The organism is Pseudomonas sp. NPDC047961 (assembly GCF_050272435.1).
Taxonomy (GTDB): domain Bacteria; phylum Pseudomonadota; class Gammaproteobacteria; order Pseudomonadales; family Pseudomonadaceae; genus Stutzerimonas.
This window is the reverse complement of record NZ_JBNNMD010000004.1, coordinates 79,632-93,153: the sequence shown is the minus strand read 5'-3', so window position 1 is coordinate 93,153 and position 13,522 is coordinate 79,632. Positions and strand designations below refer to the sequence as shown.

The window sequence follows — 13,522 nt, the reverse complement described above, 5'->3', positions numbered from 1 at the left end:
ATGAAACAAAGAAACCCCGGCGCTAGGCCGGGGTTTCTTTTTACAGTGCCCGCGAAACGCTACCATCGAAGTCTATAGACGAGCTGAGGCCGAACATGAGCTGGCATCCACACATAACCGTGGCGACGATTGTCGAGGTCGATGGCCGCTTCCTTATGGTCGAAGAATCAAAAGGCGGCCGTTTGGTACTGAATCAACCGGCGGGGCACCTTGAACCCCACGAAACATTACGCCAAGCCGCGGTGCGCGAAACCCTAGAGGAAACCGGCTGGGAGGTCGCGCTCGTGGGTCTAGTAGGTATCTACCTATACACTGCACCTAGCAACGGCGTGACCTACCAACGCGTCTGCTTTGCGGCCACTCCGGTTCGCCATGAGCCGCACCGCGAACTCGACAGCGGCATTGTCGCAGCGCTGTGGATGACTCGAGACGAACTGGCCGACCAACCGGAACGTTGGCGCAGCGAGCTGATCCTGCGCTGCATTGATGACTATCTGGCTGGCCCGCCACACGATCTCGCCGTGATACGAGACTGAGCGACCTTAACCGCTGGCTTGACCGGCCTGTTAGAATTGCACGCTTTGCAGTTAACCCTGAGTCTTTATGCCTGATTCACCGTTCGTTGCCCCTGAAAACCTGCGCGTCATTGTCGGCATGTCCGGCGGTGTCGACTCGTCAGTTTCCGCTCTGCTTCTCCTCGAACAGGGGTACCAGGTCGAAGGCCTGTTCATGAAGAACTGGGAAGAAGATGACGGAACCGAGTATTGCACTGCTCGGGAGGATCTAGCCGACGCCCAGGCTGTCTGCGACAGGATCGGCATTAAACTGCACACGGCAAACTTTGCCGCTGAGTACTGGGACAACGTGTTCGAGCACTTTCTCGCTGAGTACAAAGCAGGCAGGACGCCGAATCCCGACATCCTTTGCAACCGCGAGATCAAATTCAAGGCGTTCCTTGATTATGCACTGGCGCTCGGCGCCGACCTGATCGCGACCGGACACTACGTGCGGCGACGAGACATCGATGGGCGCAGCGAGCTGCTCAAAGGGCTGGACTCGAACAAGGACCAAAGCTATTTCCTTCACGCTGTTGGCGGCGAGCAGCTGAGCAAAACCTTATTCCCGGTGGGGGAGCTGGAAAAGCCAGCGGTCCGGGCAGTTGCCGAAAAGCACGGGTTGGCGACGGCGAAAAAGAAAGACTCGACCGGAATTTGCTTCATCGGCGAGCGCCGATTCAGCGATTTTCTCAAGCAATATCTGCCTGCTCAACCGGGCAACATCGAAACGATAGACGGCGAAACCATAGGTCGCCATCACGGCCTTATGTATCACACCATCGGCCAGCGGCAGGGTTTGGGTATCGGCGGCCTTAAGGACGCGAGCGACGAGCCTTGGTACGTGTTAAGCAAGGATCTCGAGCGCAACGTGCTTGTAGTAGGTCAAGGCAATGACCATCCCTGGCTGTTCTCGCGCGCCCTGCTCGCCTCAGAAATCTACTGGGTCAATCCGATCGAACTGACCGCCCCCCTGCGGCTCACGGCGAAGGTTCGCTATCGGCAGAGCGACCAGACCTGCACATTGGAACAAACCGCCAACGGCTATCGAGCGGTGTTCGACGAACCTCAACGCGCTGTAACGCCTGGCCAATCCGTGGTGTTCTACGATGGCGACGTTTGCCTCGGTGGTGGCGTGATCGAGACCGCAGAGCCCTGGTTCGCCGGAGCCCGCCCATGACGCCACGACAGGAACAACTGGTAGCTCTTGGAGCTGTGTTCGAAGCTGCAGCACTGGTCGATCGAATAGCCCGAACCGGTCAAGTGCCGAACGCAGCCCTGGCGAACCTGTTGGGCAGCCTGTTGGTGCGAGAGGACAAACCGGCTTTGGAGATCTATGGCGGAGATGACTTGAATCTCCGCGAGGGCTATCGCGCCCTTGTCGGCGCACTGGAGCGAGACACCAGCAGCCTGCAACGCGAGCCGCTGCGCTATGCGCTGGCGATGATCGGCCTGGAACGACAGCTGGATAAACGCCGTGACCTGTTGCAGGTGATCGGAAGCCGCCTAGACCAGATACAGCAGCAGGCCGATCACTTTGGGCTGACCCACGAAAACGTAATCGCCTCTTTTGGCGGTTTGTACCAGGACACACTGAGCACCTTTCGCCAGCGCATTCAGGTCCAAGGCGACATGCGCCATCTTCAGCAGAACGACAACGCAGCAAAAATACGCGCACTTCTGCTGGCAGGGATTCGTTCAGCGCGGCTCTGGCGCCAGCTCGGCGGGCACCGCTGGCAGATGGTATTCAGCCGGCGCAAAATGCTCGACGCGCTATATCCCATGCTGAAATCTGAATAACCGCAACACGGAGCGCAACGTGCTTACTGGCCACAGCGGCAATTAGCCGTCCGCTTCGTGTATAATCTGCGCCCTCTTTTCGTCGCTCGACTGTCCGAGAATGCCCTCTATGCAGCTTTCCTCGCTCACCGCGGTTTCCCCTGTCGATGGCCGCTACGCCGGCAAAACCAGCGCCCTGCGCCCCATTTTCAGCGAATTCGGCCTGATTCGCTGCCGCGTTCAGGTTGAGGTCGGCTGGCTGCAGCGCCTGGCTGCACACGCCGGAATTCCAGAGGTGGCGCCTTTCTCGGAAGAGGCTAACGCACTACTCAATCAGCTTGCCGAAGACTTCCAGCTGGAACATGCCGAGCGTGTTAAGGAATTCGAGCGAACCACCAACCACGACGTAAAAGCGGTGGAATACCTCCTCAAGGAGCAGGCCAAGCAGTTACCGGAGCTGGCCAAGGTCAATGAGTTCATCCATTTCGCATGTACCAGCGAGGACATCAACAACCTGTCCCATGCTCTGATGCTACGCCAGGGTCGAGATGAGGTTTTGCTGCCCCTAATGCGCCAGTTAGCGGACGCAATCCGCGCCTTGGCTGTCGCGCATGCAGACGTACCAATGCTCTCCCGTACCCATGGTCAGCCCGCTTCGCCCACCACCTTGGGCAAGGAACTGGCTAACGTGGTATATCGCCTGGAGCGTCAGATTGCGCAGGTTGCGGCGGTGCCGCTGCTCGGCAAGATCAATGGCGCCGTCGGCAACTACAATGCTCACTTGTCGGCTTATCCCGACGTTGACTGGGAAGCTAACGCGCGAGAATTCATCGAAGGTGACCTTGGACTCTCCTGGAACCCTTACACCACACAGATCGAGCCTCACGATTACATTGCCGAGCTGTTCGATGCCGTGGCTCGATTCAACACGATTCTTATAGATTTTGATCGCGACATCTGGGGCTACATTTCGCTGGGCTATTTCAAGCAGCGCACCGTTGCTGGCGAAATTGGCTCCTCGACCATGCCGCACAAGGTCAATCCGATCGATTTCGAGAACTCGGAAGGCAATCTCGGTATTGCCAACGCACTGCTGAGTCACTTGGCGAGCAAGCTGCCCATCTCACGCTGGCAGCGTGACCTGACCGACTCCACCGTACTGCGCAATCTGGGAGTTGGCTTTGCTCATAGCATCATTGCGTACGAGGCAAGCCTCAAAGGCATCGGTAAGCTGGAGCTCAACGAAGCGCGAATTGCCGAGGACCTCGACGCTTGCTGGGAAGTACTGGCCGAGCCGATCCAGACCGTCATGCGTCGGTATGCCATTGAGAATCCCTACGAGAAACTCAAGGAGTTGACCCGAGGCAAAGGCATCAGCCCCGAGGCGCTGCAGACTTTCATCGAAGGCCTGGATATGCCGGCCGAAGCCAAGCAAGCGCTGCGCAAACTGACCCCGGCCGCCTACATCGGCAACGCCGCCGATCAGGCCAAGCGGATCTGAGCGAACTCATTATTTGCACGCCCGGCTGTGCCGGGCGTTTTTATTTGCAGCTCTTAAACAGAGCAAGGTACCTGGCATGACTTCCGACACCCCTTTGCAAATCCTTGGCGGGATCAGCGCGCGCGAGTTTCTTCGTGATTATTGGCAGAAAAAACCTCTACTGGTCCGCCAGGCAATTCCCGGGTTCGAAAGCCCGGTTTCCCCAGACGAGTTGGCCGGCTTGTCTCTGGAGGAGGAAGTCGAGTCACGCCTGGTCATCGAACATGGCGAAACTCCGTGGGAGCTGCGCCGCGGCCCCTTCAGCGAAGATACCTACCAGAACCTGCCGGAGCGTGACTGGACGTTGCTGGTCCAGGCCGTCGATCAATTGGTGCCGGAAGTTGCCGAGCTTATCGAGCACTTTCGCTTCCTGCCCAATTGGCGGATCGATGACGTAATGGTCAGCTTTGCAGCGCCGGGGGGCGGTGTGGGTCCGCACTTCGACAATTACGATGTATTCCTCCTCCAAGCGCATGGCCAGCGTCGCTGGCGCGTAGGTCAGATGTGCGACAGCGAGAGCAAAATGCTCAAGCATGCCGACCTGCGCATACTCGCGGATTTTCAAGGCACCGACGAATGGGTGCTTGAGCCAGGCGACATGCTTTACCTGCCGCCAAGACTGGCTCATTTCGGTACCGCCGAAGATGCGTGCATGACCTACTCGCTAGGCTTCAGGGCTCCCAGCGCAGCGGAAGTCCTCACCCATTTCACTGACTTCCTGGCGCAGTTCCTGCCTGATGAGGAACGCTACAGCGATGCCGATATGCTTCCGATCGAAGACCCGCACCAGATCCAAAGCGATGCGCTGGATCGCCTGCGCGCGATGCTCACCGAGCATATGGGCGACGAGCGATTGCTGCTAACCTGGTTCGGCCAGTTCATGACCGAACCGCGCTATCCGGAGCGAGTGCAGGGTCCGGAAATCGACGAGCAGGCAATGCTCGCAGCATTGGATGATGGCGCCATACTCGTGCGAAACCTGAGTGCGCGCCTGGCCTGGAGTGAAGTGGACATCGGCTTGTTGCTGTTTGCCAGCGGTCAAAGTCGGTTGCTTCCAGGTCATCTGAAGGAGCTATTGAAAATGGTCTGTTCAGCCGATGCGCTCCATGCCGAAAATCTCGCTGGCTGGCTGAGCGACGAGGATGGGCGTAATCTCGTGCTGCAACTGGTCAAACAGGGAAGTCTGGAGTTTGCTGATGAGTGATATAGAAGTTCGCATCGCCGACTGGCAGCAGGATAACGCCGACCTACGCCGGATTAGGGAAACTGTGTTCATTGCTGAACAGTCCGTGCCCCCGGAACTGGAGTGGGACGCAGATGATGTCGAGGCCGTGCATTTCCTTGCCTTGGAAAGCGGCTATCCGATTGGTACCGCGCGACTGCTTAATGACGGGCACATCGGTCGCGTTTCGGTATTACGCGACTGGCGCGGAATGAACGTCGGCGGCGCACTGATGAAAGCGGTCATTGAAGAAGCCGAGCGGCGCGGCCTCAACGAACAGCGACTCACCGCCCAAGTGCATGCCACATCGTTCTATGAGCGCCTTGGCTTCGAAGTAGTCAGCGAAGAGTTCCTCGAGGCCGGCCTTCCCCACGTCGATATGCTACGAAAGAGCCACTAGCCATATGATGCATGACGACCCGGATCACTCTATCAGCGCAGACGCCCCGTCGTTGATCGAGTTCCAATTACCGGGTCGCTTCCAGATTGGTAACCCAGCGGCACAGCCTGCTCTTCAACAAGAATGGCAAGCCGCGCCGTTTACGCTAGGTGTCAGCACTACAGTTCAAGCTTTCGATGACATGGGCGAAGCTCGTAAGCATGCGCTTGCGCTGATTGAGCAGGTCAGGCGCAGCCTGAGCATCTATACGCCGGACCTGGAACCTTGGCTGTACAACCACAGCTGCATTCAAAAGGCATGCTCGCAGTTTTTACGGGCCCATCCACGCAACCGCTTGCGTATCTTGGTGGGCGACTCGTCTCGCGCAATCAAAGAAGGTCACCGCCTGGTCACTCTGAGCCGTAGATTGACTAGCAACTTGCACATTCGCCGCACTCATCAAGATTATCAACTACAAACCTCCGCGTTCCTTGTGGTCGATGGGTGCGGCATGCTGATTCGCCCGAATGCGGATCAATTCTCTGGTCATGCGCTATACCGAGCCCCTGGTCGCGCTCGCCAACAGCTAAGGCTATTCGACGCCGCCTGGGACCGCAGCCTTCCTGATCCCGATATGCGGAGCTTTTTGCTATGACTCGTCGCTTTTTCGCTGCTTGCCTGTTAGTCGTTAGCTCGGCGCTAAATGCTGCGACAGAGGTAATTCCACTGGACTTCCGAATGGCGGAGGACGTGCTACCGATCGCCCAATCAGTTGTAGGGGATCAGGGCAAAGTCAACGCATATGGCAACCAGCTGATCGTGAACGCGCCGGCCGCTGTGATCATTGAGCTGCGCGATGTGCTGTCCAAGCTAGATACCGAACCTCGCAGGCTTCTTATAAGTGTCGATACCCAAAACTCGGCCGCAGGCAGCGAAAGTGGCTATCGGGTCGACGGCACAACCCGCATCGGTGACGTTGAAGTCCAGAGCGGAGACGGCGAGAAGAGAGGCAGAGACCAGGCGCGCATCATTCGTCGCAGCACCAACAGCCAAGGCGGAGGTGTTCAACAGGTCCAAGCCACCGAGGGTTATCCTGCATTGATTCAGATAGGCCAAAGCGTACCAATCACCACCACGGGGGCCGATGGCTACGGGCAGATCTATCAACAAACTCAGTATCGGGATGTCACTCGCGGTTTCTACGCCACCGCTACGGTTCAGGGCGACCGGGTGCAGGTTACGATTAGCAGCCATAACGACCGTATGAGCGCATCCCAGCCAGGCGCAATCAACGTCCAGCAAACCGATACTCGGGTCAGCGGACGGCTCGGCGAATGGATTGAGCTCGGCGGCGTTGACGAATCTGCAAACTCCAGCGAGAACGGAATGCTACGCAGATATTCCACAGCCGGCAGTCAAGACCTTTCCCTACGACTGAAAGTAGACACGCTGAATTAAGAAAGTTCAGCAGACAAATAACGCTCGGTTAAGAAATGTAGTGCTTACCAAAGTTCACTACAAAAACATTTGACGAACCATTTTAGCCGGAGCATCATGGCCCCGCTCCCGCTAACCAGAGACTCTGAAAGGGTCTCCGGATCGCGCTCAGCCAACCAGCAGAGGCGTTCCGTGACTGTACTGCCCACAAGGCGGACTGACGAGGTTGCGACTGGAACGAGTCGTCCTGAGGGACGGGGAAGCGATTAACGCATCAGCTCGAGACATAAGTTCGCTGATCCACTCAACGGCCCCGCGTCGCTGTGTGTTGGAATGCCACGATCATTCCACAGCTAACCGAATCCTCTTGCGGTCGTAACTGCATACCCTCCTCCTCTTGGTTCAATCCTCGTCTCGGTCGATATTTCGACGCTCTGCCACGTGTTGCCCGCTTCATCAGCGCAAGCACGTAGGTTTCAGTGGGAAAAGTCGGTGCTCAACCAAACACGAATTTCTTTGAAGGATTGACCATGTCCGCTTATCAAAACGACATCAAGGCCGTTGCCGCTCTGAAAGAAGCAGCTGGAAGCAGCTGGAGCGCGATTAACCCCGAATCCGTAGCACGTATGCGTACACAGAACCGTTTCAAGACCGGTCTGGAAATCGCGCAGTACACTGCCGACATCATGCGCAAGGACATGGCTGAGTACGACGCCGATACGTCCGCCTACACCCAGTCGCTAGGCTGCTGGCATGGCTTCATCGGTCAGCAGAAACTGATCTCCATCAAGAAGCACCTGAAAACCACCAATAAGCGTTACCTCTACCTGTCGGGCTGGATGGTTGCCGCACTGCGCTCCGAGTTCGGCCCGCTGCCGGACCAGTCGATGCACGAGAAGACCGCAGTCTCCGACCTGATCGAAGAGCTGTACACCTTCCTGCGCCAGGCCGACAGCCGCGAGCTGGACCTGCTGTTCACTGCTTTGGACGCCGCTCGCGAAGCCGGCGACACTGCCAAGGCCGCCGAGATCCAGTCGCAGATCGACAACTACGAAACCCACATCGTCCCGATCATTGCCGACATTGACGCTGGTTTCGGTAACCCGGAAGCCACCTACCTGCTGGCCAAGCGCATGATCGAAGCCGGCGCATGCTGCATCCAGATCGAGAACCAGGTTTCCGATGAGAAGCAGTGCGGACACCAGGACGGCAAAGTAACCGTTCCTCATGCCGACTTCCTGGCCAAGATTGCTGCCGTCCGCTATGCATTCCTCGAGCTGGGCATCGACAACGGCGTCATCGTTGCGCGTACCGACTCCCTGGGCGCCGGTCTGACCAAGCAGATCGCAGTGACCAAAGAGCCGGGCGACCTGGGTGACCTGTACAACTCCTTCCTTGACTGCGAAGAGATCACCGAAGCCGACCTCGGCAACGGCGACGTTGTGATCAAGCGTGAAGGCAAACTGCTGCGTCCTAAGCGCCTGCCGAGCAACCTGTTCCAGTTCCGCAAAGGCACCGGCGAAGCACGCTGCGTACTCGACTGCATCACTTCGCTGCAGAACGGCGCGGACCTGCTGTGGATCGAGACTGAGAAGCCTCATGTTGGTCAGATCGCTGCCATGGTTGACGAGATCCGCAAAGAGATCCCGAACGCCAAGCTGGTCTACAACAACAGCCCGTCCTTCAACTGGACCCTCAACTTCCGCCAGCAGGTGTTCGATGCATTCGCTGCCGAAGGCAAAGATGTTTCCGCCTACGATCGCGCCAAGCTGATGAGCGTCGAGTACGACGAAACCGAACTGGCTCAAGTTGCCGACGAGAAGATCCGTACCTTCCAGAAGGATGGGTCCGCTCATGCCGGTATCTTCCACCACCTGATTACCCTGCCGACTTACCACACTGCCGCACTGTCGACCGACAACCTGGCAAAAGGGTACTTCGCTGATCAGGGCATGCTGGCCTATGTCAAAGGTGTACAGCGTGAAGAGCTGCGTCAGGGTATCGCCTGCGTCAAGCATCAGAACATGGCTGGCTCCGACATCGGCGACAACCACAAGGAGTACTTCGCTGGCGAAGCGGCTCTGAAGGCAAGCGGTAAAGACAACACCATGAACCAGTTCCACTAAGAACTGAATATGGCCCAGGCGCCGCCTGGGTCAGTGGTGTAACAGATGTCTTGGCATCTGCATAAAAGCTGCCCCTATATGGAGCAGCTTTTTTGTTTGTGTACGACACGAAACGAGCCCCAGTAACCCCGATCTCGCCCCTTCCCCTCGCACCCTCCTTGCGCTACCCCCCGGACAGAGCACTGCCCTGCTGACAAGCCGATCACAGGCGTTCTGCATTCATCGCGGCGCTCACAACTTGCACGACAGCGTGGAGATCTTTAGACCATCTCAGTAGGCATGCTCGCCGCCCCTGCTTACTAGTGTTATGGGGAGCTGTGATGTTGCGCACGACAGCGCTGTATGCCAACAAGCTGGAGAGCTAACGTGAACGCGGTATCAGCCAGATGAAAGGTATATCTGATCTCGCATGCACAGCCCACCGATAGGTAGACCTTCAGGTCTACAACGGACGAAACTAAAGCAAAAAAAATCCGATGCCGGAATCTGGCATCGGATTTTTTGAAAAGCTTAGAAGGAGCCCAAGACTAAGCAGGGCACCTACCAGCTAGCGAAACAAGATACGAATTAACGAACCTGTGCTTCGACTTCAGCTTCTACACGACGGTTGATCTGACGGCCTTCCTCGGTGCTGTTGTCAGCAACCGGGCGGGCTTCACCGTAACCGACCGAATCGACACGCTGGCTTTCAACGCCGTACTGGTTGACCAGCACCTCGCGAACAGCCTGAGCACGACGCTCGGACAGACGCTGGTTATATTGATCGGTGCCCACCGAGTCGGTGTGACCTTCAACGGTGGTGTTGGTCTGAGGGTACTGCTGCATGAAATCAGCCAGGTTCTTGATGTCGTTGTAGCTCTCTTCGCGAACGCGGGCCTTGTCAAAATCAAACTTGACGTCCAGCTCGACGCGAACGAGTTCCGGCTCTGGCTCTGGCTCGTTGTCGACCATTGGCGCCGGTGCTGGCGCAGGGGTCGGCTCGACCTGTGCTACCTGCTGCTGAGCACCACCACCGAAGTTCAGACCGACACCTACGCCAGCCATCCACTCAGCTTCGTCCGCATCGATGTTGTACATGCCGTCAACACTCGCCTTGGCGAAGAAGTTTTCGGTGAAGTAATACTTCACGCCAGTACCGACGTTGGCGAAGGTGCTGTGATCACGACCGCCACGGGCAGCTTGACCAATGCTTTGGTGAGCGGCACCTGCGGATACGTAAGGACGCAAACCAACGCCCGGCTGGCCGAAGTGGTAAGTGGCGTCCAGAGAAGTCAGGCTACCCTTGATATCTTTGTGCCCGCCTGCGCCGACCGGGTCCCGGGACGTCAAGTCGTGGTATTCGCCGTACGACAGACCAAGCGAAACGTCATCAGTCAGGAAGTAGCTAGCGCCAGCTCCGTACAGTTCGCCGTCACGCTGAACATCGCGCGAGCTATCGGTGAAGTAATGCTTACCGAATGCTTCCACCTCTACGGCACCTTGGCCCTGGGCCAGCGCGCTAATAGAAGTGGCGGCAACCAAAGAACCAATTACAACGCCTAAGGTGTTTTTAAGCTTCATCCGTAAATCCCCATCTGGTGGTGAGTATCAGAACAATCTAAGGAAACCGGCTAACTGCAAGCCCAAGCTGTTCGCTAACAATAGGACAGCTTAATGCCGTTAAGTTTCAGCGATTCCCGAAAATTTTTCGCGTAATTTATCTAGCGCCCGCTTGTAACGCATCTTTGTTGCGCTTAGTCCCATGTGCATGATGTCGGCAATTTCTTGGAACTCCAGTTCTGCCACAAAGCGCAGAACGAGAATCTCCCGATCGATCTGGTTCACATGGACCAGCCACTTGTCTAGCTCCGGCCTTTCTTCAACGTTCGGCGCCTTTTCCTCAGACGCCTCTTCCACCGGATCAAGGCTCAAAGCATCAAGTAAGCGGCGCTTGCGGCGCTCTTTCCGGTACTGAGTAATACACTCGTTGTATGTAATGCTATATAGCCATGTCTTGAACTTCGATTTACCTTCAAAGTTCTTTAAACCATATAAAACCTTGAGCATGACTTCCTGACAAACGTCATCAGCGTCTCGGTCGTTTCCTAAATAACGCGCGCATACGTTGAAGAGTGTACGCTGATAACGGCGCATAAGCTCTTCATAGGCCCTCGTTACATGAAACAGCTCCGCATGGGCGCGCTGCACCAGCTCCTCATCGGAGAGCTGGCGGGGGTCGTAGCTCATGGTCGGCGGATGGGTTTTAGTCAAGGCGCTTCGAACCGGCAATAATCGTGGCCGCCGTTCGCGGTATCCCGCAGAAGAGGCTGCGCACTTTAACAGAATACCGGGCCTAACGGCTGCCTACGCGCTGCTCTAGCAGCACTCTATTTGCAACCGAGATCAGCTCACCTTCATCGGTAAGCAGCAAGGTCTTTGCGGTTCCAATCTCTTCGATCGAACCCTCCAGCCCCTCGATGCGCACCCTTTGGCCAACCTCGTAAAGTTCACGAACGTAAATGCCGGCGAGAATCTGACTCACCAACTCTCGGCTACCGAGACCGAAAGCCAACGCAACCGCCAGCCCGACAGAGATCAGTGCAATTGCGATGACGTAATTAAGCAGCTCGGTCTTAACCTCCAGCTGGCCGATTGCGACGGAGATAATGATGATGATCACTAACCCCTGCGCGATTCGTCCAAGCCCGGCGGAATATTCAAGGCCTACGCTTTCAGCAGCGCCTCGCACCAAACCGTTGACCAGCTGCGCCAAGAGTATCCCAACCAACAAGATCAGCCCCGCCCCGAACACCTTGGGGACGTATAGCGCGAGCATATCGAGCGTCGCCGAAACGCGAGCGAGCCCCAGAGATTCCGCAGCAGACACCAAAAAGATCAGCAATACGAACCAATAGACGATCTTGCCAATCAAGGCCGAGATCGGCATGCGAATACCGGCACGCCCAAGCAACTTGGTTGCACCGGTACCGGCAACCAACCGGTCCAGACCCAGTTTTGCCAGGACCTTCGACAACAGAGTGTCCAGTAACTTGGCGACGACAAAACCAACAGCCACTAGCAAGAGCGCCCCGAACAAACGAGGAATGAAGGCAGCGATAGGTTGCCAAAGGGCGCTCATAGCACCCAGCAAGCTCTGGCTCCAGGGATCGAGTTCCATGATCAGTCGACCTTATTGAAAGTAGTACGGGAACCGGAATGGCGTCGAGTCACAGCCGATGTGTGCGGTGCGCCGGCGCTAAACGCGATCAGCACAGCCTGTAGCCAATGCCCCATCAGGCCAAACAGGTCGCCAGCGCCCACCTGTCGGTTGGCCGTTTTCAGTACACGATCCAAGCGGGTGTCGTCATGACGCTCCGACTGCGTGTTAAGCATGTCCCGCAGGGATTCTTCAAAGGGATCGTGCATGTTTACCTCTGCAACAGTGAGACTCTGACGGCACAGCCATATCAGTAGTCACATCACACCCATTTCAATCGGCGGAAGATCCACCATTGGAAACAGGCCACCGCACCAATGAGCACACAAGCCACTGCAAATCCGTAAGGATGTTCGGACCCTGGGATGCCGCCCACGTTTATCCCAAGCAAGCCCGTGAGAAAGCTCATCGGCAGAAAAAAGCCGGTAATGATGCCGAGCAGGTACATGGTTCTGTTCATCCGCTCGCGCATTCGCCTTTCTTCTGCTTCTAGCACTAGATTGACTCGCTCACGGACCAGCTCCAACTCCTCCAGGTAGCGAATCAACCGGTTGCTCAGCTCGTTCCAGTAATCTGTATCGTCATCAACAAACCACGGCAGACGATTGCGCGTGAGCTGCGCGTATATCTCGCGCTGCGGTAACAGAAAACGGCGCAGACCAGCCGCCTGGCGCCGCAACGACAGCAACTTGTCTTGAGGTGGTGTATATCGTTCATCCGTCTCGACTCGGTCTTCTTCTCCATCCAGCTTTTCTGTCAGAACGGCAACGAGCTCATCAACCCGCTCGGTCAGCGCGTCTGCCAGGGCAAGCAATACTTCGGATGCCGTTTTCGGGCCGACACCAGCATCAAGCTGCTGGAGCACCACTTCGGTCGAGCGCAACGGCCGCAGGCGCAACGAAATAACCCTGCGCGCATCTGCGAATACCCGTAGCGAAACCATGTCCTCGGGCTCCGCGTCGGGATTCAGGTTGACGCCTCGCAGAAATAGCAGCAACTCGTCGCCAGGCAGCGCAAGCAAACGTGGACGAGTATTTTCTTCCAGTAACACGTCGCATGCGAACGCGCTCAGGCCGCTCCGGTCGCGCAACCAAGCCTGGGCCTGAGCCTGACTGCGATCCCAATGAAGCCACAAGCTTTCATGCGCGGCTAACTCCAAAGAGGAAATGTCTGAATAGGCAATTCTGCGTGCACCACCTTGCCCGTCTAACACAAGGGCATGTAGAAGCCCTGTACGACCTATTTCGTCAGGCAACGGTCCCGCCTCCTAAGAATCGTAAAAAAGCCCG

Annotated in this window: 14 protein-coding genes; 9 read left to right on the top strand and 5 right to left on the bottom strand. The window is 56.8% G+C overall.

Translation table 11 applies throughout. The features are described 5' to 3' along the window. Positions 1-95 precede the first annotated feature (95 nt). The 9 genes from ACQKIK_RS14810 (at position 96) to ACQKIK_RS14770 (ending at position 9,037) form a co-directional block, all read left to right on the top strand. Entirely contained in the window at positions 96-536 is a 441-nt protein-coding gene (locus ACQKIK_RS14810; RefSeq protein ID WP_499136484.1) for an NUDIX hydrolase, read from the top strand. 67 nt (positions 537-603) lie between these two features. Next, positions 604-1,734: a tRNA 2-thiouridine(34) synthase MnmA gene (gene mnmA, locus ACQKIK_RS14805; RefSeq protein WP_045426498.1), complete on the top strand. Its 1,131-nt coding sequence runs from the start codon at positions 604-606 to the stop codon at positions 1,732-1,734. Further along, positions 1,731-2,354, top strand: a complete 624-nt coding sequence (gene hflD, locus ACQKIK_RS14800; protein WP_045426495.1) for a high frequency lysogenization protein HflD — start codon at positions 1,731-1,733, stop codon at positions 2,352-2,354. The genes mnmA and hflD overlap by 4 nt, the downstream gene beginning before the upstream one ends. A 109-nt stretch (positions 2,355-2,463) precedes the next feature. Then, positions 2,464-3,834, top strand: a complete 1,371-nt coding sequence (gene purB, locus ACQKIK_RS14795) for an adenylosuccinate lyase (RefSeq protein WP_499136483.1) — start codon at positions 2,464-2,466, stop codon at positions 3,832-3,834. 76 nt (positions 3,835-3,910) lie between these two features. After that, positions 3,911-5,077 (top strand): ribosomal protein uL16 3-hydroxylase, encoded by a 1,167-nt coding sequence (locus ACQKIK_RS14790; protein WP_045426490.1) that lies wholly within the window; start codon positions 3,911-3,913, stop codon positions 5,075-5,077. Beyond that, a complete protein-coding gene (locus tag ACQKIK_RS14785) occupies positions 5,070-5,495 on the top strand; it encodes a GNAT family N-acetyltransferase (RefSeq protein WP_045426487.1) in 426 nt (141 codons plus the stop codon). Before ACQKIK_RS14790 ends, ACQKIK_RS14785 begins: the two co-directional genes overlap by 8 nt. A gap of 7 nt (positions 5,496-5,502) precedes the next feature. Further along, positions 5,503-6,129 carry a DUF7931 domain-containing protein gene (locus ACQKIK_RS14780; protein WP_499136729.1) on the top strand — a complete coding sequence of 209 codons (627 nt, stop codon included), beginning with the start codon at positions 5,503-5,505 and terminating at the stop codon, positions 6,127-6,129. After that, positions 6,126-6,932, top strand: a complete 807-nt coding sequence (locus ACQKIK_RS14775; protein ID WP_499136482.1) for a secretin N-terminal domain-containing protein — start codon at positions 6,126-6,128, stop codon at positions 6,930-6,932. The genes ACQKIK_RS14780 and ACQKIK_RS14775 overlap by 4 nt, the downstream gene beginning before the upstream one ends. 509 nt (positions 6,933-7,441) lie before the next feature. After that, positions 7,442-9,037 (top strand): isocitrate lyase, encoded by a 1,596-nt coding sequence (locus ACQKIK_RS14770; protein WP_046163615.1) that lies wholly within the window; start codon positions 7,442-7,444, stop codon positions 9,035-9,037. Positions 9,038-9,604: 567 nt separating this feature from the next. Here the strand turns inward: ACQKIK_RS14770 and ACQKIK_RS14765 are convergent. The 5 genes from ACQKIK_RS14765 to cmaX form a co-directional block, all read right to left on the bottom strand. Further along, a complete protein-coding gene (locus tag ACQKIK_RS14765; protein ID WP_046163614.1) occupies positions 9,605-10,597 on the bottom strand; it encodes an OmpA family protein in 993 nt (330 codons plus the stop codon). Between the two features lie 99 nt (positions 10,598-10,696). Further along, complete coding sequence (sigX, locus tag ACQKIK_RS14760) at positions 10,697-11,263, bottom strand: RNA polymerase sigma factor SigX (protein ID WP_045426473.1); 567 nt, start codon at positions 11,261-11,263, stop codon at positions 10,697-10,699. Positions 11,264-11,369: 106 nt separating this feature from the next. Next, entirely contained in the window at positions 11,370-12,194 is an 825-nt protein-coding gene (locus ACQKIK_RS14755) for a mechanosensitive ion channel family protein (protein WP_046163613.1), read from the bottom strand. A 2-nt stretch (positions 12,195-12,196) separates the two neighbouring features. Then, a complete protein-coding gene (locus tag ACQKIK_RS14750) occupies positions 12,197-12,442 on the bottom strand; it encodes a CrfX protein (RefSeq protein ID WP_127839514.1) in 246 nt (81 codons plus the stop codon). A gap of 53 nt (positions 12,443-12,495) precedes the next feature. Then, entirely contained in the window at positions 12,496-13,488 is a 993-nt protein-coding gene (gene cmaX, locus ACQKIK_RS14745; RefSeq protein WP_045426465.1) for a divalent cation transporter CmaX, read from the bottom strand. Between the last annotated feature and the right edge of the window lie 34 nt (positions 13,489-13,522).

Coding starts and splice junctions, on each gene's coding strand:
- ACQKIK_RS14810 (WP_499136484.1), top strand. CDS start 96: ATGAGCTGGCATCCACACATAACCGTGGCGACGATTGTCGAGGTCGAT.
- mnmA (WP_045426498.1), top strand. CDS start 604: ATGCCTGATTCACCGTTCGTTGCCCCTGAAAACCTGCGCGTCATTGTC.
- hflD (WP_045426495.1), top strand. CDS start 1,731: ATGACGCCACGACAGGAACAACTGGTAGCTCTTGGAGCTGTGTTCGAA.
- purB (WP_499136483.1), top strand. CDS start 2,464: ATGCAGCTTTCCTCGCTCACCGCGGTTTCCCCTGTCGATGGCCGCTAC.
- ACQKIK_RS14790 (WP_045426490.1), top strand. CDS start 3,911: ATGACTTCCGACACCCCTTTGCAAATCCTTGGCGGGATCAGCGCGCGC.
- ACQKIK_RS14785 (WP_045426487.1), top strand. CDS start 5,070: ATGAGTGATATAGAAGTTCGCATCGCCGACTGGCAGCAGGATAACGCC.
- ACQKIK_RS14780 (WP_499136729.1), top strand. CDS start 5,503: ATGCATGACGACCCGGATCACTCTATCAGCGCAGACGCCCCGTCGTTG.
- ACQKIK_RS14775 (WP_499136482.1), top strand. CDS start 6,126: ATGACTCGTCGCTTTTTCGCTGCTTGCCTGTTAGTCGTTAGCTCGGCG.
- ACQKIK_RS14770 (WP_046163615.1), top strand. CDS start 7,442: ATGTCCGCTTATCAAAACGACATCAAGGCCGTTGCCGCTCTGAAAGAA.
- ACQKIK_RS14765 (WP_046163614.1), bottom strand. CDS start 10,597: ATGAAGCTTAAAAACACCTTAGGCGTTGTAATTGGTTCTTTGGTTGCC.
- sigX (WP_045426473.1), bottom strand. CDS start 11,263: ATGAGCTACGACCCCCGCCAGCTCTCCGATGAGGAGCTGGTGCAGCGC.
- ACQKIK_RS14755 (WP_046163613.1), bottom strand. CDS start 12,194: ATGGAACTCGATCCCTGGAGCCAGAGCTTGCTGGGTGCTATGAGCGCC.
- ACQKIK_RS14750 (WP_127839514.1), bottom strand. CDS start 12,442: ATGCACGATCCCTTTGAAGAATCCCTGCGGGACATGCTTAACACGCAG.